At 65.9% G+C, this 18,524-nt stretch carries 15 protein-coding genes and 1 tRNA gene; 14 read left to right on the top strand and 2 right to left on the bottom strand.

Features of this window, described 5'->3' with window-relative positions:
* Positions 1–4: 4 nt before the first annotated feature.
* From nuoF to H5U26_RS08145, 10 genes are all read left to right on the top strand, one after another.
* Positions 5–1,303: an NADH-quinone oxidoreductase subunit NuoF gene (gene nuoF, locus H5U26_RS08190; protein WP_290618511.1), complete on the top strand. Its 1,299-nt coding sequence runs from the start codon at positions 5–7 to the stop codon at positions 1,301–1,303.
* 23 nt (positions 1,304–1,326) lie between these two features.
* Positions 1,327–3,702 (top strand): NADH-quinone oxidoreductase subunit NuoG, encoded by a 2,376-nt coding sequence (gene nuoG, locus H5U26_RS08185; RefSeq protein WP_290618509.1) that lies wholly within the window; start codon positions 1,327–1,329, stop codon positions 3,700–3,702.
* Entirely contained in the window at positions 3,702–4,760 is a 1,059-nt protein-coding gene (gene nuoH, locus H5U26_RS08180; protein WP_290618507.1) for an NADH-quinone oxidoreductase subunit NuoH, read from the top strand. Before nuoG ends, nuoH begins: the two co-directional genes overlap by 1 nt.
* A gap of 9 nt (positions 4,761–4,769) precedes the next feature.
* Positions 4,770–5,258, top strand: a complete 489-nt coding sequence (nuoI, locus tag H5U26_RS08175) for an NADH-quinone oxidoreductase subunit NuoI (protein WP_290618505.1) — start codon at positions 4,770–4,772, stop codon at positions 5,256–5,258.
* A 27-nt stretch (positions 5,259–5,285) separates the two neighbouring features.
* Positions 5,286–5,915 carry an NADH-quinone oxidoreductase subunit J gene (locus tag H5U26_RS08170; RefSeq protein ID WP_290618503.1) on the top strand — a complete coding sequence of 210 codons (630 nt, stop codon included), beginning with the start codon at positions 5,286–5,288 and terminating at the stop codon, positions 5,913–5,915.
* 6 nt (positions 5,916–5,921) lie between these two features.
* On the top strand, positions 5,922–6,227 hold the full coding sequence (gene nuoK, locus H5U26_RS08165) for an NADH-quinone oxidoreductase subunit NuoK (protein ID WP_068802810.1): 306 nt from the start codon (positions 5,922–5,924) through the stop codon (positions 6,225–6,227).
* A gap of 3 nt (positions 6,228–6,230) precedes the next feature.
* On the top strand, positions 6,231–8,210 hold the full coding sequence (nuoL, locus tag H5U26_RS08160) for an NADH-quinone oxidoreductase subunit L (RefSeq protein WP_290618499.1): 1,980 nt from the start codon (positions 6,231–6,233) through the stop codon (positions 8,208–8,210).
* Positions 8,211–8,217: 7 nt separating this feature from the next.
* Complete coding sequence (locus tag H5U26_RS08155; protein ID WP_290618497.1) at positions 8,218–9,705, top strand: NADH-quinone oxidoreductase subunit M; 1,488 nt, start codon at positions 8,218–8,220, stop codon at positions 9,703–9,705.
* Between the two features lie 32 nt (positions 9,706–9,737).
* Positions 9,738–11,177, top strand: coding sequence for an NADH-quinone oxidoreductase subunit NuoN (gene nuoN, locus H5U26_RS08150; RefSeq protein ID WP_290618495.1), 1,440 nt, complete (start codon positions 9,738–9,740; stop codon positions 11,175–11,177).
* A gap of 61 nt (positions 11,178–11,238) precedes the next feature.
* Positions 11,239–11,315 (top strand) — tRNA-Met (locus H5U26_RS08145).
* 223 nt (positions 11,316–11,538) lie between these two features.
* On the opposite strand, the gene H5U26_RS08140 is transcribed toward H5U26_RS08145, so the two are convergent.
* Positions 11,539–11,952, bottom strand: coding sequence for a hypothetical protein (locus H5U26_RS08140; RefSeq protein ID WP_290618492.1), 414 nt, complete (start codon positions 11,950–11,952; stop codon positions 11,539–11,541).
* A 211-nt stretch (positions 11,953–12,163) separates the two neighbouring features.
* On the opposite strand from H5U26_RS08140, the gene H5U26_RS08135 reads away from it, so the two are divergent.
* Positions 12,164–13,138: an alpha/beta hydrolase gene (locus H5U26_RS08135; protein ID WP_290618491.1), complete on the top strand. Its 975-nt coding sequence runs from the start codon at positions 12,164–12,166 to the stop codon at positions 13,136–13,138.
* Between the two features lie 20 nt (positions 13,139–13,158).
* On the opposite strand, the gene H5U26_RS08130 is transcribed toward H5U26_RS08135, so the two are convergent.
* Positions 13,159–14,292, bottom strand: coding sequence for a dihydrolipoamide acetyltransferase family protein (locus tag H5U26_RS08130; protein ID WP_290618489.1), 1,134 nt, complete (start codon positions 14,290–14,292; stop codon positions 13,159–13,161).
* A 299-nt stretch (positions 14,293–14,591) separates the two neighbouring features.
* Between H5U26_RS08130 and H5U26_RS08125 the strand changes: the two genes are divergently transcribed.
* The 3 genes from H5U26_RS08125 to gspE are packed head-to-tail and all read left to right on the top strand — an operon-like array spanning position 14,592 to position 18,524.
* The gene (locus H5U26_RS08125) at positions 14,592–15,116 is read left to right on the top strand and encodes a type II secretion system protein N (RefSeq protein WP_290618487.1); all 525 of its coding nucleotides are present in this window, start codon (positions 14,592–14,594) and stop codon (positions 15,114–15,116) included.
* Entirely contained in the window at positions 15,113–17,047 is a 1,935-nt protein-coding gene (gene gspD, locus H5U26_RS08120) for a type II secretion system secretin GspD (RefSeq protein ID WP_290618485.1), read from the top strand. The genes H5U26_RS08125 and gspD overlap by 4 nt, the downstream gene beginning before the upstream one ends.
* Positions 17,013–18,524, top strand: a complete 1,512-nt coding sequence (gene gspE / locus H5U26_RS08115) for a type II secretion system ATPase GspE (protein ID WP_366055916.1) — start codon at positions 17,013–17,015, stop codon at positions 18,522–18,524. Before gspD ends, gspE begins: the two co-directional genes overlap by 35 nt.

The following is an 18,524-nucleotide window of genomic DNA, read 5'->3' as shown; positions in this document are numbered from 1 at the left end:
CACCATGACGGCGGAAGTCAAAGTCTGTTTCGAGACCCTGGGCGAGCCCGAGCCATGGTCGTTCGACACCTACGTGCGCCTGGGCGGCTACAGCGCCTGGCGGCGCATCCTGGCCGGGGAACTCACTCCCGAGCAGGTGATCGAGGAAGTCAAGGCCTCGGGCCTGCGCGGCCGCGGCGGCGCGGGATTCCCGACGGGTCTGAAGTGGTCGTTCATGCCGCGCAATGCGCCCGGCCAGAAATACCTGGTCTGCAACGCCGACGAATCCGAGCCGGGCACCTGCAAGGACCGGGACATCATTCGCTTCAACCCGCATGCGCTGATCGAGGGCATGGCCATCGGTGCGTATGCCATGGGCGCGACGGTCGGCTACTGCTACCTGCGTGGCGAGTGGATGGACGAGGTTTTCCACCGCTTCGAGACGGCGCTCGGGGAAGCCTACGCGGCCGGTTTGCTGGGACGCGGTATCCAGGGCTCGGGCGTGGACTGCGACCTGTACGGCACGCTCGGCGCCGGCGCCTACATCTGCGGTGAGGAAACAGCGCTGCTGGAGTCGCTGGAGGGCAAGAAGGGCCAGCCGCGCTTCAAGCCGCCGTTTCCTGCGGCGGTTGGCCTGTACGGCCGGCCGACCACCATCAACAACGTGGAATCCCTGGCTTCGGTGCCGGCCATCCTGCGCAAGGGCGCAGCCTGGTTCGCGGGTCTGGGCGTCGAGAAGGCCGGCGGCAGCAAGATTTTCTCGGTCTCCGGGCATGTCGAGAAACCCGGCAACTACGAGATTCGCCTCGGCACCCCGTTCAAGGATCTGCTGGCGCTGGCCGGCGGTGTCTGGCAGGGGCGGGAACTGAAGGCCGTCATCCCGGGCGGCTCGTCGGTGCCGGTGTTGCCGGCGGCGACGATGCTGGAAGCGAACATGGATTACGACTCCATCGCCAAGGCCGGCTCGCTGCTGGGCTCCGGCGCGGTGGTGGTGATGGACGAGACCACCGACATGGTGCGCATGCTGCAGCGCATCTCGCGCTTTTACTTCGCCGAATCCTGCGGCCAGTGCACGCCGTGCCGCGAGGGCACCGGCTGGCTGTACCGGGTGGTGACGCGCATCGTCGAGGGCAATGGCCGGCCGGAGGACCTGGAGCTGCTGGAAAGCGTGGCCGGTAACATCGCCGGACGCACCATCTGTGCCCTGGGCGACGCCGCCGCCATGCCGGTGCAGGGCATGCTGCGGCACTTCCGGCACGAATTTGCCTACTACATCGAACACAAGCGCAGCCTGGTCGCGGACCGGCTGGGCGTGGCCGCCTGAGTCGGCGCACAGAAGAAAGCCCCATGAGCGACGATCTGCTGAATATCGAGATCAACGGCGTTGCGCTGCAGGCGCGCAAGGGCCAGATGATCATCCAGGCCGCCGACGCGGCCGGCATCACCGTGCCGCGCTTCTGCTACCACGACAAGCTCAGCGTGGCGGCCAACTGCCGCATGTGCCTGGTCGAAGTCGAGAAAATGCCAAAGCCGGTGCCGGCCTGCGCCACGCCGCTGACCGAAGGCATGAAGGTGTTCACCAAGTCGCCCAAGGCGCTGCAGTCGCAGCGGGCGGTGATGGAATTCCTGCTGATCAACCACCCCTTGGATTGCCCGATCTGCGACGAGGGCGGCGAGTGCCAGCTGCAGGACACGGCGCTGGGCTTCGGCAAGGTGGAATCCCGTTACACGGAAGCCAAGCGCGTGGTCGACGACAAGGATGTCGGGCCGCTGATCCAGACCGAGATGACGCGCTGCATCCACTGCACGCGCTGCGTGCGCTTCGGCGAGGAGATCGCCGGCGTGAAGGAGCTGGGTGCCACCGGGCGCGGCGAGTTCATGCGCATCGGTACCTACATCCAGCGCGCGGTGGAGTCGGAGCTGTCCGGCAACGTGGTCGACCTGTGCCCGGTGGGCGCGCTCACCAACAAGCCGTACCGCTTCACGGCCCGCGCCTGGGAGCTGGAGCGCCGGCCGGGCGTGAGCCCGCACGATTGCGTCGGCAGCAACCTCGAAATCAACGTCGCCAATGGCGTCGTGAAGCGCTTCTTGCCGCGCGCCAACGAGGCGGTCAATGAAATCTGGCTGTCGGACCGCGATCGCTATTCCTACCTTGGCCTCGGCAGTCCCGACCGATTGCGCCAGCCGTTGCTGCGCAAGGGCGACGCCTGGCAGGAAGTGAGCTGGCAGGAGGCGCTCGCCGCCGCCGCGGAAGGCCTGCAGGCTGTGCTCAAGGAATATGGGCCCGGGCATCTGGGCGCCCTGCTGGCGCCGACCCTGACCACCGAAGAGCTGTATCTGGCCCAGAAGCTGATGCGGGCACTCGGCTCCAATAACGTGGATCATCGCCTGCGGCAATCGGATTTCAGCGCCGATGCCGCGCTGCCCCGCCACCCGGCGCTGCCGCCGATAGCCAGCCTGGAACAGGTACCAGCGTTCCTGCTGGTCGGCAGCAACCTGCGCAAGGACCAGCCGCTGCTGAACACGCGCCTGCGCAAGGCCGTGGTCAAGCGCGGCGCCGCCGGCTTTGCGATCAGCAGCTACGACTACGACTTCAACTACCCGCTGCGCGGCGTGGCGGTGTGCGATCCGGCCGCGATGGTGGCCGAACTGGCCGGCATCGCAGTGGCGCTGCTGGACGGGGCGGGTATTCCTGCCAGCTGGAGCGGGCGCCTCGCCGGCATGGTCGCCACGCCTTGGCAGCGCGAGCTTGTCAGCGCTCTCAAGCAGCAGCCGGGCGCTCTGATCCTCCTTGGAGATCAAGCGCTTGCAAGCCCTTTCTACGGCGCATTGCGCGCCCTGGCGGCCCTCATCGCGGAACTCGCCCGCGGCACGCTGGCGGAAACCAGCCCCGGTGGCAACGGCGCGGGTGCCTGGCTGGCCGGTGCGGTTCCGCATCGGCGCGTCGGCGGCGCTCACCTGCAACAGGGTGGGTTGAATGCCCGCGCCATGCTGGAACAGCACCTGCGTGCCTACCTGCTGGCCGGCTTCGAGCCGGAGTTCGATTGCGCCGACGGCGGCGCCGCGCTGGCGGCACTCGACGCGGCCCAATGCGTGGTGGTGCTTAGCCCGTTCGTGACCGATGCCATGCGCGGCTATGCCGACGTCATCCTGCCGCTGGCGGCCTTCACCGAAACCGGTGGCAGCTTCGTCAACGGCGAGGGACGCTGGCAGTCCTTCGAGGGCGCGCTAAAGCCGCCGGGTGAGGCGCGCCCTGGCTGGAAGATCCTGCGTGTGCTGGCCAATCTGCTGGACCTGCCGGGCTTCGAACACGACGATGTGGCCGCCGTGCGCGCCGAAGTACAGGCAGCGGTTGAGGCGGTCGACTTCCCGGCAGCAACGGCTGATCCTGCAGCCGTCGCGTGGCCTGCCGGTGGCGGTGGCCTGACCCGCATCGGTGACTGGCCTTGTTACCGCAGCGATGCACTGGTGCGCCGGGCCGGCGCCCTGCAGCAGCGCGCGGACCTGCCGGCCGCGGCGGTGTATCTGAACGAGCCCGAATGCCGGCGCCTGGGCTTTGCCGCCGGGGACCGGCTGCGCGTGCGCCAGGGCGAAGCGGTGCTCGAACTGCCGCTGGCCGTGGATGCGCGGGTCGCGGACGGTACGGCATACATCCCGTCCGGGCTCGCAGGCACGCAGGGTCTGGGTACGGCCTACGGGCCGCTCACGCTGGAGCGGGTGTGATGGTGGAACAGCTGACGCTGCTGTGGCAGGCGGTGCCCGAACCGCTGCAACTGCTGCTGTGGAACCTGCTCAAGATCGGCGTGGTGCTGGTACCGGTGCTGGTATCGGTGGCCTGGCTGACCTTCGCCGAACGCAAGGTGATCGGCTACATGCAGCTGCGCATCGGGCCCAACCGGGTCGGGCCGCGCGGCTGGCTGCAGCCGATCGCCGACGCGCTCAAGCTCCTGACCAAGGAAGTGATTGTGCCGATGCGGGCCAATCCGTTCCTGTTCTACCTGGCACCGGTGCTGGTCATCGGCCCGGCGCTGGGCGCCTGGGCGGTGGTGCCCTTCGGTGAGGGCCTGGTCATCGCCGATATCGACGTCGGCCTGTTGTACGTGCTGGCCATCACGTCCATGGGCGTGTACGGGGTGATCCTGGCCGGCTGGGCGTCCAATTCCCGCTACGCCTTCCTCGGCGCCATGCGCTCGGCGGCGCAGATCGTGGCGTATGAAATCGCCATGGGCTTTGCCATCGTGGTGGTGCTGATCGCCGCCGGCAGCCTGAACCTGCAAAAGATCGTGCTGGCCCAGAACGGCAACCTGCTGACCTGGTTCTGGCTGCCGCTGCTGCCGATCGCCGTCATCTATTTCATATCGGCGGTGGCGGAGACCAACCGCGCGCCGTTCGATGTCGCCGAGGGCGAGTCGGAAATCGTCGCCGGCTTTCATGTCGAGTATTCCGGCATGAGCTTCGCGGTGTTCTTCCTGGCCGAATACGCCAACATGATCCTGGTCTCGACCCTGGCGGCCACCATGTTCCTGGGCGGCTGGCTGTCGCCGTTCCAGGGCATCCCGCTGCTAGAAGGCGCGTTTGCCTGGGTGCCGGGGCCGCTGTGGCTGATCGCCAAGGTCGCCTTCCTGCTGTTCTGCTTCCTGTGGTTCCGCGCCACCTTCCCGCGCTACCGCTATGACCAGATCATGCGTCTGGGCTGGAAAGTCTTCATTCCGATCACCATCGTCTGGCTGGTGGTGGTGTCGACGGCCGTGCTGTACCGCCTGCCGCCGTGGTTCAACTGAGGGCATGTCATGACCCGCGTTGCCCAGTACTTCAAGAGTCTGCTGCTGCTCGAACTGCTGTCCGGGCTTGGCGTGACCCTGCGTCACTTTTTCAAGCCGAAGATCACGGTGCAGTTTCCGGAGGAGAAAACCCCGCTGTCGCCGCGCTTTCGCGGCCTGCATGCGCTGCGCCGCTACCCGAATGGCGAGGAGCGCTGCATCGCCTGCAAGCTGTGCGAGGCGGTATGCCCGGCCCTGGCGATCACCATCGAGTCCGAACCGCGCGCGGACGGCACCCGCCGCACCACGCGCTACGACATCGACATGTTCAAGTGCATTTATTGCGGCTTTTGCGAGGAGGCGTGCCCAGTCGATTCCATCGTGCTGACGCGCTTCAATCATTTCCACATGGAAGAGAACGCCGAGCGGGTCTATGACAAATCGACCCTGTTGGCCATCGGCGACCGCATGGAAGCGCAGATCGCCGCCGACCGCGCGGCCGATGCCGCGTACCGCTGAGCACTTCATCCATTCGCGGCGGCTGTCATGGGTACTGAGAAGTTTGTTTTTTATCTTCTGTCGGCGATTCTGGTTTTCGCGGCCGGAATGGTGGTCAGCGTGCGCAATGCCGTGCGCGCGGTGCTGTTCCTGGTGCTGGCGTTTTTTACCTGCGCCGGCCTGTGGCTGATCCTGGAGGCGGAATTCCTGGCCATTGCCTTGGTGCTTGTCTACGTCGGCGCGGTGATGGTGCTGTGGCTGTTCGTGGTGATGATGCTGGATGTCGACCGGGCCGAGTTGCGCGAGGGCTTCGGCAGCCATCTGCCGCTGGGGCTGGCGGTGACGCTGCTGATCGTGTTCGAGATGGTGCTGGTCTACGGTACCGGCCAGCTCGACACGGCCCTGGCGCGGCCGCCATTGCCGGATGCCGCCGGTGTCAGCAATGTGCAGGCAATCGCCGCCGTGCTCTACACCGAATACGCCTATCCGTTCGAGATTGCCGCCGTGATTCTGCTGATTGGCATGGTGGCGGCCATTGGTCTGACCTTCCGCGGCGTGCGCGCCAGCAAATACATTTCGCCCTCGGCGCAGGTTCACATTACTCCACGCGGGCGCATGCACCTGCTGGACCTGCCCCGTGGTGAGGGTGGCGAAGACGACTCGGCAAAGGACAGGTAAGACTGCATGGTCACGCTCACCGACTATCTGGTGCTGGGCGCCATTTTGTTCGCGCTCGGCATGTTCGGCATTTTCATCAACCGCAAGAACATGATCATCCTGCTGATGTCGGTGGAACTGCTGCTGCTGGCGGTGAACATGAACTTCGTCGCCTTCTCGCATTTCCTGCACGACATTGCAGGTCAGGTCTTCGTGTTTTTCGTGCTCACCGTGGCGGCGGCGGAATCGGCCATCGGCCTTGCCATCATCGTGGTGCTGTTCCGCAACCGGGCGTCGATCAACGTCCAGGACCTCGACCACCTGAAGGGCTGAGCGATGGAAAAGCTGACCCTCATCTGTCTGGGCGTGGTGCTGGCGCCACTCGCCGGAGCGATCATCGCCGGTCTGGGTGGACGCCTGATCGGTCGCAGCGGCGCGCACATCGTCACCATCCTCGGGGTGGGAATCTCCTTTGCGCTGTCCTGCTATGTTTTCTCGTTGCTGATGGCCGGCAAGGCGACCGGCGGCGACTATGTGCTCAATGTCGATCTTTACACCTGGCTGCAAAGCGGCCCGCTGCAGGTTTCGATCGGTTTCCTGATCGACGAGCTGACCGCCACCATGATGCTGGTGGTGACCTTCGTGTCGCTGATGGTGCACATCTACACCATCGGCTACATGCACGACGATCCGGGTTATCAGCGCTTCTTCAGCTACATCAGCCTGTTCACCTTTGCCATGCTGATGCTGGTGACGGCAAACAACTTCCTGCAGCTTTTTTTCGGCTGGGAGGGCGTGGGACTGGTCTCGTATCTTTTGATCGGCTTTTGGTATCAGAAGGAGTCGGCCATCTTTGCCAACCTGAAGGCCTTCCTGGTCAATCGGGTCGGCGATCTGGGCATGATCCTGGGCATCGCGGCCGTGCTGTCGCTGTTCGGCAGCCTCGATTTCGCGACCATTTTCGCCAAGGCCCCCGAACTGACCGGCGAGACCCTGCAAATCTGGCCGGGCCGTGAATGGTCGGCGTTGACAGTGATCTGCGTGCTGCTGTTCATCGGCGCCATGGCCAAGTCGGCGCAGGTGCCGTTGCATGTCTGGTTGCCCGACTCGATGGAAGGCCCGACGCCGATCTCGGCGCTGATCCATGCCGCGACCATGGTCACGGCCGGCATCTTCCTGGTGGCACGCATGTCGCCGCTATTCGAGCTGTCAGAGGCGGCGCTCAACTTCGTGTTGTTCATTGGTGCCGTGACGGCCTTTTTCATGGGCCTGCTGGGCCTGGTGCAGACCGACATCAAGCGCGTGGTGGCGTACTCCACGCTCTCTCAGCTCGGCTACATGACCGTCGCACTGGGCGCTTCGGCCTACTCGGCGGCCATCTTTCATCTGGGTACGCACGCCTTCTTCAAGGCACTGCTGTTCCTGGCCGCCGGCTCGGTGATCATCGGCCTGCATCACGAGCAGGACATGCGCAAGATGGGCGGCCTGTGGAAACGCATGCCGATTACCGCGTTGACGGCGTGGATCGGCACGCTGGCGCTGGTCGGTTTCCCCGGCTTTGCGGGCTTTTATTCCAAGGACGCCATCATCGAGGCGGTGGCGGCATCCTCCCTGCCGGCAGCCGGCTTCGCGCACTTCTCGGTGCTGGGCGGCGTGTTCGTGACCTCGCTGTACAGCTTCCGGCTGCTGTTCCTGGTGTTCCACGGCCGCTCGCGGGTGGACCACCACGCCGCAGAGCACCTGCACGAGTCGCCGCTGGTGGTGACCGGCCCGCTGGTGCTGCTGGCAATACCGTCGGTGCTGATCGGCGCGCCGCTGATCGGGCCGATGCTGTTTGGCGATTACTTCGGCAAGGCGATCCAGATATTGCCGCAGCACGCCACGCTGGCGGAGTTTGGCGAGCATTTCCACGGCGCGTTGAACTTCGCCCTGCACGGCTTCACGGCCTTGCCGTTCTGGCTGATGCTGGCCGGGGCGGGCACAGCGGCGGTGTTCTATCTGGTCAAGCCCGACTGGCCGGCGGTGGTGCGCAGCCGCTTCTCGCTGGTCCAGTACATTCTTGAGCGCAAATACTTCTTTGACGACGTCAATCAGGCGGTGTTTGCCGGCGGCCTGCGTGGCCTCGGCGGCCTGCTGTGGCGGGTCGGTGATGTCGCGCTGATCGACGGCCTGGCCGTCAACGGCACCGCCCACAGCATCGGCCGGCTGGCCGGTGCGCTGCGGCACATCCAGACCGGTTACCTGTACCACTACGCGTTTGCCATGATCATCGGCCTGGCTGCGCTGCTGGGCATGATCTGGTACGTGAGCTTCTGAGCGCGCCATGAGCGAAACCTTGCCTCTGTTGAGTCTGGCCATATGGACGCCCATCGCCGGCGCGGTGCTGGTCTGGTTGCTGGGCGGCGACGGCCGCCCCGGGCGGGCACGGGGCCTCGCCCTGCTGGTGGCGCTGCTGGAGTTCGCCATCACGCTGCCGCTGTACACCGGGTTTGACACCGGCAATGGCGGCCTGCAGTTCGTCGAACGCGCGCCGTGGGTGGAGTCCTTCGCCATCTACTACCACCTTGGCATCGACGGCATCGCGCTGCCGTTCATCCTGCTGACCAGCTTCATCACGGTGCTGGTGGTGGCCATGGCGCGGGTGTCGGTTGAAAAGCAGCTCAGCCAGTACCTGGGCGCCTTCCTGGTCATGGAAGGGCTGATGATCGGCCTGTTCTGTGCCGTCGACGGCATGCTGTTCTATGTGTTCTGGGAAGCGATGCTGATCCCGATGTTCATCATCATCGGCGTCTGGGGCGGCCCCAATCGCGTGTACGCGACGCTCAAGTTTTTTCTCTACACCTTCCTCGGCTCCGTGCTGCTGCTGGTGGCGCTGATCTACCTGCATCTGAAGACGGGCAGCTTCAGCCTGCTCGACTTCCAGCGCGTCGGGCTCGATCTGCCGACCCAGAAGCTGCTGTTCCTGGCCTTCCTGGCCGCGTTCGCAGTCAAGATTCCGATGTGGCCGGTGCACACCTGGCTGCCTGATGCACATGTCGAGGCCCCGACCGGCGGCTCCGTGGTGCTGGCGGCCATCATGCTCAAGATGGGCGGATACGGCTTCCTGCGCCTGTCGCTGCCGATCACGCCGGACGCCAGCATGGCCTTCTCCGGCCTGATGATCACGCTGTCGCTGATCGCCGTGGTCTACATCGGCGCCGTGGCGCTGGTGCAGCAGGACATGAAAAAGCTGATTGCCTATTCGTCCATCTCGCACATGGGTTTCGTGACGCTCGGCACCTTCCTGTTCAGCGCGCAGGGCATCGAGGGCGGGCTGGTGCAGATGGTTTCGCACGGCTTCATCTCGGCCGCCATGTTCCTGTGCGTGGGCGTCATGTACGACCGCATGCACAGTCGCCAGATCGCCGATTACGGCGGCGTGGTCAACACCATGCCGATGTTCGCCGCCTTCATGATGCTGTTTGCGATGGCCAACTCCGGCCTGCCGGGCACGTCGGGTTTCGTCGGCGAGTTCATGGTCATCCTGGCAGCGTTCGAGAACGGCTTCTGGATCGCCCTGCTGGCCGGCACCAGCTTGGTGCTGGGCGCGGCGTACAACCTGTGGATGTACAAGCGGGTCATTTTCGGGGCCGTGACCAATGCAAAAGTGGCGGCGCTGAAGGATCTGAAGGCCGAGGAGTTCGTCGTGCTCGGCCTGTTGGCCCTGGCCGTGCTCGCCATGGGCGTGTGGCCCAATCCCATGCTGGACGTCACCCATGCCACGGTAGACACGCTGCTGGCGCACCTGCAGCGCGGCAAGCTCGGACTCTAGGCGCGGCACCCCAGGCACACGGCATCTGACCCATGGAATTCATGCTTCCCGATCTGGCCCCGGCCCTGCCGGAAATGGTTTTGCTGGCGATGGCCTGCGTGGTGTTGCTGGTCGACCTGTTCTGGCCGGGCCGCGAGCGCAGCAACACTTATGTCGTATCCCAGCTGTCGCTGCTGGCAACCTTGCTGGCGGTTGCGCAGGGTTACCACGGGCCGGTCACCACGTTCAGCGGTCACTACACGGTCGACGCCGTTGCGGTCGTGATCAAGGTGGTGGCGTTGCTGATCATGTTCGGCGTGTTCCTGTATGGGCGGGATTACCTGCGCCAGCGGGCTCTTTTGACCGGCGAGTTCCTGCTGCTGTCGCTGTTCGCCACGCTCGGCTTGTTGGTGATGGCCAGTGCCGGCAGCCTGCTGGTGCTGTATCTGGGCCTTGAGGTGCTGTCGCTGTCCTCGTATGCGCTGGTCGCGCTGCACCGCGACAATGGCGACGCCAGCGAGGCCGCGATCAAGTATTTCTTTCTGGGCGCGCTGGCCTCGGGTCTGCTGCTGTACGGCATGTCGCTTCTGTACGGATTGACGGCGTCGCTCGACCTGTCCACCGTGGCGCAGGTGGTGGGTGAACACGCCCGTGCCGGTGACTTCAGCGCCCTGATGGGCCTTGCGCTGGCCATGCTGGTGGTGGGGATCGGCTTCAAGCTGGGCATCGCACCGTTTCACATGTGGTTGCCGGACGTGTACCACGGCGCGCCGACCGCGGTGACGGCGTTTCTGACCACGATCAGCAAACTCGCGGCCTTCGTGCTGGTGGTGAAACTGCTGGCCGGTGCCGCAGCGCCGCTGGTCCAGCAGTGGCAGCAAATGCTGGTGGTGGTGACCGTGCTGTCGTTGGCGGTCGGTAATCTTGTCGCCATTGCGCAGGTCAACATCAAGCGCATGCTGGCCTATTCGACCATCTCGCACATGGGTTTTTTCCTGCTCGGCATCCTGGCCAACAGCCCGGCCGGCATGGCGGCAAGCCTGTTCTACATGATTACCTATGCCCTGACCGGCCTGGCCGCCTTTGGCATGATCATGCTGCTGAGCCGCGCCGGCTTCGAAGCCGACCGGATCGAGGACTTTCGCGGCCTCAACCGGCGCTCGCCGTGGCTGGCGCTGGTGATGATGGTGATCCTGTTCTCGCTGGCAGGCGTGCCGCCCACGGTCGGCTTTTACGCCAAGCTTGGCGTCATCCGCGCGGTGATGCAGCACGACCTGCTGTGGCTGGCCATCATCGCGGTGATCTTTTCGGTCATCGGTGCGTTCTATTACCTGCGCGTCATCAAGGCCATGTACTTCGATGCGCCAGAGGAGCAGCCGGCCATCTCCCCGGCCCTCGACGTGCGCGTGTTCATGGGTGTGAACGGCGCTCTGCTGCTGGGTCTAGGCGTGTTCCCGGCACCGCTGCTGGCGCTGTGCCAGGCGGTTTTTTAGGTCGATCCGGCAGTTCGGGCTTGCCCTGACGGGCAGTTGCCAGTATCATGCGCGGCTCGGTTGCGGGGTGGAGCAGTCCGGTAGCTCGTCGGGCTCATAACCCGAAGGTCGTAGGTTCAAATCCTGCCCCCGCTACCATCCGAAACAGGCAAAAAGGCCAGTCCACAAGACTGGCCTTTTTGCTTTCCGGGGTTTGTCTGCATCGATCGTGTGATCCGCCGATAGTCGCCGGGCTGACCCGGCGCCTTCCCTGCGGTTTTTGGATGGCACGCAAAATCGGCAGTCTGCAGGCACCGCTTTTGGCAGCGACGCCCGGTCGTGAGAATCAGCCCAACGACGGGCGTGCTGCGCTCCGCAGAACCTACGGGCTGGGTATGGTCGCGAAGCGGTAGACGGACACTTCGAGTTGGAAGGTACCGTCACTGCGTTGCGGGGCGACGCGGGACAGTTGCACGCTGAATGGCGCAGTGTCACCGGCCGGGATGGTCACGTTCACGGGGTGTATTTCGACCCAGCTCGGGTCGTCGGTGCCGGGATGCAGCTCGTCAGCCCACAGCCAGCGGTGACGCACCAGAAGTTCGGCTCCAATCAGCGTCGCATCGGTTTGATTGTGAATCTCGCCTTGCAGGCCGGAACCGCTAACGCGCACGTCGGGCACGGACACTTCGACGGCATCCTGTGTCGTGAGAACGGTTTCCGCAGAGATCGACGGGGTGCACAGCACGACCGCGGCGAACGCTGCCGCAAATTTCAGGGCTGAACGCGAAATATGCATGGCTTACTCCTTCACTCGGGCCAAGGTATGGATTGTTTGACCTTGCTCGAAGCCGCCGAGTTCGCGACCGTGGGCACTGCGATGGACTGTCGCACAGGCGGCATCGTATTCGGCGGCTAGCCCCATCGGGGCCGGATGTGTATCAGTGCATGGCAGAGCGGCGTGGGGTGGCGGACACTGTGCCCCTCAAGCTCGCATGAGAGGTCGCGCCATGTTGTTCATAACCAACCGTTTCCCGACGCAGAGCATCAAGAGCCGCGTCGGCCGTGTCTTCGACTTCGATCTCAAGAACAACGCAGCCTCCAACTCAGTGTTCTATTGCCGGCGGCTGGGCAAGGATAAATACGAGGAAATCGGCGGCTTCAATCTGATGTCCGAGCTGAAGTCCTCGCCGTATCGGCAGTTGCTGGTGTACCTCCATGGCTTCTCGAATCTGCCCGAGGCGGTGTTCGACGGGGCGGCGGAATTGCAGGCACTGTGCGACAAAAAGAAGCAAAAGGAGCTGCTGGTGCTGCCGGTGGTATGGCCCTGTGACGATGACCAGGGAATCGTCAAGGACTACTGGGACGACCAGAAGGCGGCCGACGCGAGTGCCTTTTCCCTGGCCCGGGTGCTGGGGCACTTCATGAAATGGCGCGATGACACCCAGCGCAACCCGGCCGACGATCCGTGCCTGAAGCGCATCAACATGCTGGCGCACTCCATGGGCAATCGCGTACTACGCGAGACGCTGTGTGCCTGGGATAAGTACGACCTGCCAAGCGGCGTGCCGCTGCTGTTTCGAAACACCTACCTGGTGGCGGCGGATATCGAGAACGAATCGGTGCACAAGGGGCACGCCGGTGAGCTCATCAGCCACGCATCGCGCAATGTGGTGGTGTATTACGCATCGGACGACCTGGCGCTGCGTTCAAGCAAGGTGGCGAACCTGAAGAACAAGATCGCCTCGCGTCGCCTGGGTCATACCGGCCCCGAGAACATGGCCCTCACGCCAACGAACGTCTACGCCGTGGATTGTGACGACGTGAACACCGCTTACGACACACCCCTGGGCCACAGTTATTTTCGGTCCGGCAAGAAGCCCGGCGAGCCGGGCAAGGTCTTCGACCACATCTGGCAAACCATCATGACCGGCCGCGTGTTCCCGGATGATGAGAATCGCCGCACCAGCATCATCAGGGACTGACGCGGCGCTGACCGTGAGGCTCAGGCGCTGGACTGAAAGCCCTCCGGACGACTCAGGAACTGCGCCAGATCCTGCAGAAACACAGCCGCCGGCACGCCGTCGGCGATGCGATGATCGAACGTCAGGCTCACGGTCATGCATTGGCGCCAGGCGATTCCGTCACCGCTGCGCTGCGCCACCTCACGCACCCGGCCAAGGCCCAGAATGGCAATCTGCGGCGGGTTGATGATGGGCGTGAAGGCGTCGATGCCGTGGCCACCCAGATTCGAGAGGGTGAAGGTGCCGCCGTCGACATCCTGTGGGCGCAGCGTTCCGCTGCGGGCGCGGCTGACCAGCTCGGCCGTCAGTTCAGTCAGGTTCTGCAGGCTTTTGCTGCCGGCGTCGTGAATGACCGGGGTGACCAGGCCGCCTTCCAGGGCCACGGCAAAGCCCAGATTCACCTGCGAGCCGATGCGGACGCGGTCGCCCTCGACGGTGCCGTTGAACGGCGGATGCCCGCCCAACACGCGGCTGACGGCGTAGCCGACGAGGTCGCCCCAGCCCGCACGAAAGGGCAAGCGGGCGCGCCAGTCGGTCAGGTCCGTGACGTCAATGTCCCGGCTCAGCGTCAGCTGTGCGCTGCCGTGCAGGCTGGCGAGCAGGCGCTCGGCAATGCGGCCACGGCGCTGGGCCAGCGAATAGGTTCCGTCGCTGACTTGGCCCAGCAGGGCCTCGATGTCGGCCTCCACGATGCGTCCGTCAGGCCCGCTGCCGCGCACCTGCGTCAGGTCGATGCCGTGCTCGACAGCCAGCTTGCGTGCGCGCGGCGTGACCTGCGTGGCGTTCCCGGCGGACGGGGCTGGGCGCTGCGGGGCAGGCGCGATGGGCGTGGAGGCGGCGTCCCGGGCAAGGGCTGCACCGGCATCGATACGTTCGCCCGGCGCGCCGATCAGGCACAGCGCCGTGCGCACCGGCACCACCTCGCCGACCTCGACCAGCGCGCGCAGGAACACGCCTGCGCGGTCTGCCAGCAGCTCGCCCGCGACCTTCGATGACTCCACCTCGGCGATCGCCTCGCCGTCGGCGACCGGATCGCCCGGGGCCTTCAGCCAGCGTGTGACCTGGCCGTCCTGCATGCCCATCGACCACTGCGGCAGCAGGACTTCATGCGCCATGCGACGGGTACCGATGGTGAGCGGCCTTGGCCCGTCGCGGTAAGACCGCGGGCAGGACGGTGCACGACGGCGCTGGAAACGGGGGCCGGTCGCGCGCCCGAGTGGATGTTGCTGAAATCTTGTGCTGTTTCATTTGTGTTACCGAAAGGCTGCGGTGATGCGCCGATGAGGCAGCGAGTCGATCGTGATGCCGGGAATCGGCGGGTGACTGTAAGGGAACTGTAAAGGTCCGCGGCGAGCATAGCGCCTTGGTCTAAACCGCTTGCGCCTCGCGCCAGCGTCCGGAGGATTGAGACGGCATGAAGGTGGCGAGCAGCGCGGGGCCGCAGCGCTTACCGGCACGCGTGGCCGCCGTGCTGTTTGCCGGGCTCCTGGCGCAGGCCTGCTTCGACCTGTGGCGCAGCCGGCAGGAGGTCCTGGAAGGCCCGGCCGCCGCGGTGCGGGCCGAGCCTGTGGCGTCGCCGTCCGGGGCCGATGTTTCGTTGATCATCGACCGGCATCTGTTCGGTCAGCCGGCGTCCGATGCCGTGGCGCAGGCGGCGCCTGAAACCCGGGCCAACCTGGTGCTGGGGGGTATCTGGTTCGCGCCGGGAACCGAAGGCTACGCCCTGATCGGCGAGCCTGGCCAGCGGCAGCGTCTGTACCGCGTCGGCGCGCAGCTGCCGGCGGAGGCGCAGTTGCTGGAGATTCAGGCCGATCGCGTGCTGCTGCGCCGTCACGGGCAGCGCGAGCTGTTGCTCCTGCGCCCGCAGGTGCCCGAATCCGCCTCGCCCTCCGCGAGCGCGGCCACCCCTGTCGAACTGATGAGAAAAAGGTTTCGATGACCGTTGCTGCGCTGCGTGCCCGCCTGGCGGGACTGTTCCTGGCCTGGTGTGCGCTGACTGCGGTAGCCGAGCCGGTGACGCTGAACCTGAAGGACGCCGACATTCTGGCGCTGGTGGAGCTGGTGGCCGAGGCCACCGGCCGCAGTTTCATAGTCGATCCGCGGGTCAAGGGCACGGTCAACGTCGTATCGCCCGGCCCACTGGACAAGGACGCCCTGTATGAGGTGTTTCTGTCGGTGCTGAAGGTCAACGGTTTCGTGGCCGTGCCCAGCGGCGCGATGACCAAGATTTTGCCGGACACCAGCGCCCGCACCGAGGCGGCCTTCGGCGCCGCGCCGGAAGCACGGGGCGACGCGCCGGCGACGCGGGTGATCAAGCTCGAAAATGTTCCGGCGGCGGCGTTGGTGCCGGTGCTGCGGCCGCTGCTGTCGAAGGACGCGCACCTGGCGGCGGCGCCGGCCAGCAATACGCTGATCATTTCCGACGCCGCCGCCAACGTGGAACGCCTGTCGCAAATCGTGCGCCGCATGGACCTGCCGGCCAGCGGCGACGTGGAGACGGTGGCCCTGCAAAACGCCACCGCCACCGAGGTCGTGCGCGTGCTGGAAACGCTGCAGCAGCGCACCGCCGGTGGCGAAGGCGGCAACGCGCGCGGCGCCTTCGTGGCCGATGAACGCAGCAACAGCGTGCTGATCGGCGGCAGTCGCGACACGCGCCTGGCCCTGCGCGCCATCATCGCCAACCTGGACCTGCCGCAGGCCGACCGCAGCGGCAACATCCACGTGGTCTACCTGCGTTATGCCAACGCCGAGGACATGAAATCGGTGCTCGAGGGCGTCATCAATGCCCTGCAGAAAGTGCCCGCAGCGCAGGGGGAGACGGATCCTTCGGGCGGTCTGTCCACGGTGCAGTCGGACCCGGGCACCAACGCCCTGATCGTGTCCGCCCCGCCCAGGCTGTGGTCGTCCATCGAGGCGGTGGTGCAGAAGCTGGACATTCCGCGCGCGCAATTGCTCGTGGAGGCGGTGGTGGTGGAGGTGTCGAGCACGCTGGCGCGCGAGCTTGGCGTGCAGTGGCGCGGCAGCGCGGATTACGACAACAACCGCGGCGTCGTCGGTGGCACGAGCTTCGACAATACCGGCGCCGGGGCGGATCGCAGCAACCTGAATCCGTTCGGCAACCTGGGCGATGGCCTGAATCTGGGATTTCTGGACGGCACGCGCAGCATCCTGGGCGCCAACATCACCATGGGCGTGCTGGTGCGGGCGCTGCAGGCCGATACCGGCAGCAATGTGCTGTCCACGCCCTCGCTGGTGACACTCGACAACCACGAGGCCGAGATCATCGTCGGCCAGAACGTGCCGTTCATCACCGGCTCCTACAGCACGCCGGCCAATGTGGACAACGCGCCGTTCCAGACCATCCAGCGCGAGGACATCGGCCTGAAGCTCAAGGTCAAGCCGCAGATCAACCAGGATGGCACCGTGCGGCTGGAGATTGCGCAGGAGGTGTCCTCGATCAGCGACGCCACGGTCGGCTCGGACATCATCACCAACAAGCGCGCCATCACCACCACGGCGGTGGTGCAGGACCAGCAGATGGTGGTGCTCGGTGGCCTGATGGACAGCAGCCTGCGGCGCAGCGAATCGCAGGTGCCGGTGTTGGGCTCCATTCCGCTGATCGGGCGCATGTTCCGCTACAGCTCGACCACCGGCGGCAAGACCAACCTGATGGTGTTCATCCGTCCGCAGGTGCTGCGTGATGCCCAGGTGACCGCCCGCGTCACCGGCGACAAGTACGACGCCCTGCGGCGCCTGCAGCGTCTGGATGCCCAGGACCGGGAACAGCTGGCGCCGGGTGCGGCGCCGGTGCTGCCGGCGCTCGAGGAGGTGCTGCGTGGAGCCGAAGGCGCCGCCGCTGCCGCCCCCTGACGCGCCGGCTGTCCCGACGCTGCCGTTCGCCTACGCCAACCGGCACGGCGTGCTGCTGGGCGAGGCGGATGCCGACAGCGCGCTGCTGTTGTACCGCCCCGGCCTGCAGGCGCACACGCTGGCCGAGGTGCGGCGCCTGCTGCAGCGTCCGCTGCAGCTGCAGGCAGTCACGGCCGATGCCTTCGAGGCGGCGCTGCGCCGCGCCTACGAGGACGGCGGCCGCGCCAGCGCGCAGGTGATCGACGACATCGGCGACAGCGCGAACCTGGACGACCTGGCGCAGGCGCTGAGTCAACCGCAGGATCTGCTCGACAGCGCCGACGACGCGCCGATCATCCGTCTGCTGAATGCCCTGCTGGCCGAGGCCATCCGCGAGGGGGCGTCCGACATCCACATCGAGCCGTTCGAGCAGCACCTGGTGGTGCGGTTCCGGGTCGACGGCGTGCTGCGCGAGGTGCTGCGTCCGCAGCCGGCGCTGGCCAGCCTGGTCATCTCGCGCGTCAAGGTAATGGCCAGGCTCGACATCGCCGAAAAGCGTCTGCCGCAGGATGGCCGCATCTCGCTGCGCGTGGCCGGTCATGCGGTCGACGTGCGCGTGTCGACCATCCCCTCGGCGCACGGCGAGCGGGTGGTGCTGCGCCTGCTGGACAAGCAGGCCGGGCGGCTGGACCTGACCCATCTGGGTCTGCCGGACAGCCTGCTGACGCAGGTCGATGCGCTGATTCACCGCCCGCACGGCATCCTGCTGGTGACCGGCCCCACCGGCTCGGGCAAGACGACGTCCCTGTACGCCATGCTGACGCGGCTGAACGACCGCTCGCGCAACATCCTGACGGTCGAGGATCCGGTCGAGTATTACCTGGACGGCATCGGCCAGGTGCCGGTCAACGCGCGCATCGACATGAGCTTCGCCCGCGGCCTGCGCGCCATCCTGCGCCAGGACCCGGACGTGGTGATGGTCGGCGAAATCCGCGACCTGGAGACGGCGCAAATTGCCGTGCAGGCGAGTCTGACCGGTCATCTGGTGCTGTCCACGCTGCACACCAACACGGCCGCCGGTGCCGTCACGCGGTTGCGCGACATGGGTATTGAGCCGTTCTTGCTGGCCTCCAGCCTGATCGGCGTGATCGCCCAGCGCCTGGTGCGCAAGCTGTGCCCGCACTGCAAGCGGGCCTATACCGCCAGTGCCAGCGAGTGCACGTTGCTGGGCATGGATCCGGCCGAGCCGCCGACGCTGCACGCCGCCGTCGGGTGTGCGCAGTGTCTGGACAGCGGCTACCGCGGCCGCAGCGGCGTGTACGACCTGGTGCTGGTGGACGAGACCCTGCGCGGGCTGATCCATGACGGCGCCGCCGAGGCGGCGCTCGAAGAACACGCCCGGCGCCATACACCGAGCCTGTTCGACGATGGCCGCCGCCGCCTGCTGGCCGGCGACACCAGCCTTGACGAGCTGCTGCGCGTCACGCAGATGCAGTGA

This window comes from Immundisolibacter sp., from assembly GCF_014359565.1.
Classification (GTDB): domain Bacteria; phylum Pseudomonadota; class Gammaproteobacteria; order Immundisolibacterales; family Immundisolibacteraceae; genus Immundisolibacter.
The sequence above is the reverse complement of the archived record's forward strand: the minus strand, read 5'-3'. Positions and strand labels throughout refer to the sequence as shown.

Bases quoted from the DNA above. Each gene is read 5' to 3' on its own strand.
- H5U26_RS08155 (WP_290618497.1), top strand. From the start codon at position 8,218: ATGAGCGAAACCTTGCCTCTGTTGAGTCTGGCCATATGGACGCCCATC.
- nuoF (WP_290618511.1), top strand. From the start codon at position 5: ATGACGGCGGAAGTCAAAGTCTGTTTCGAGACCCTGGGCGAGCCCGAG.
- nuoH (WP_290618507.1), top strand. From the start codon at position 3,702: ATGGTGGAACAGCTGACGCTGCTGTGGCAGGCGGTGCCCGAACCGCTG.
- H5U26_RS08125 (WP_290618487.1), top strand. From the start codon at position 14,592: ATGAAGGTGGCGAGCAGCGCGGGGCCGCAGCGCTTACCGGCACGCGTG.
- nuoI (WP_290618505.1), top strand. From the start codon at position 4,770: ATGACCCGCGTTGCCCAGTACTTCAAGAGTCTGCTGCTGCTCGAACTG.
- H5U26_RS08140 (WP_290618492.1), bottom strand. From the start codon at position 11,952: ATGCATATTTCGCGTTCAGCCCTGAAATTTGCGGCAGCGTTCGCCGCG.
- H5U26_RS08130 (WP_290618489.1), bottom strand. From the start codon at position 14,292: ATGGCGCATGAAGTCCTGCTGCCGCAGTGGTCGATGGGCATGCAGGAC.
- nuoK (WP_068802810.1), top strand. From the start codon at position 5,922: ATGGTCACGCTCACCGACTATCTGGTGCTGGGCGCCATTTTGTTCGCG.
- nuoG (WP_290618509.1), top strand. From the start codon at position 1,327: ATGAGCGACGATCTGCTGAATATCGAGATCAACGGCGTTGCGCTGCAG.
- nuoN (WP_290618495.1), top strand. From the start codon at position 9,738: ATGGAATTCATGCTTCCCGATCTGGCCCCGGCCCTGCCGGAAATGGTT.
- gspD (WP_290618485.1), top strand. From the start codon at position 15,113: ATGACCGTTGCTGCGCTGCGTGCCCGCCTGGCGGGACTGTTCCTGGCC.
- H5U26_RS08170 (WP_290618503.1), top strand. From the start codon at position 5,286: ATGGGTACTGAGAAGTTTGTTTTTTATCTTCTGTCGGCGATTCTGGTT.
- nuoL (WP_290618499.1), top strand. From the start codon at position 6,231: ATGGAAAAGCTGACCCTCATCTGTCTGGGCGTGGTGCTGGCGCCACTC.
- H5U26_RS08135 (WP_290618491.1), top strand. From the start codon at position 12,164: ATGTTGTTCATAACCAACCGTTTCCCGACGCAGAGCATCAAGAGCCGC.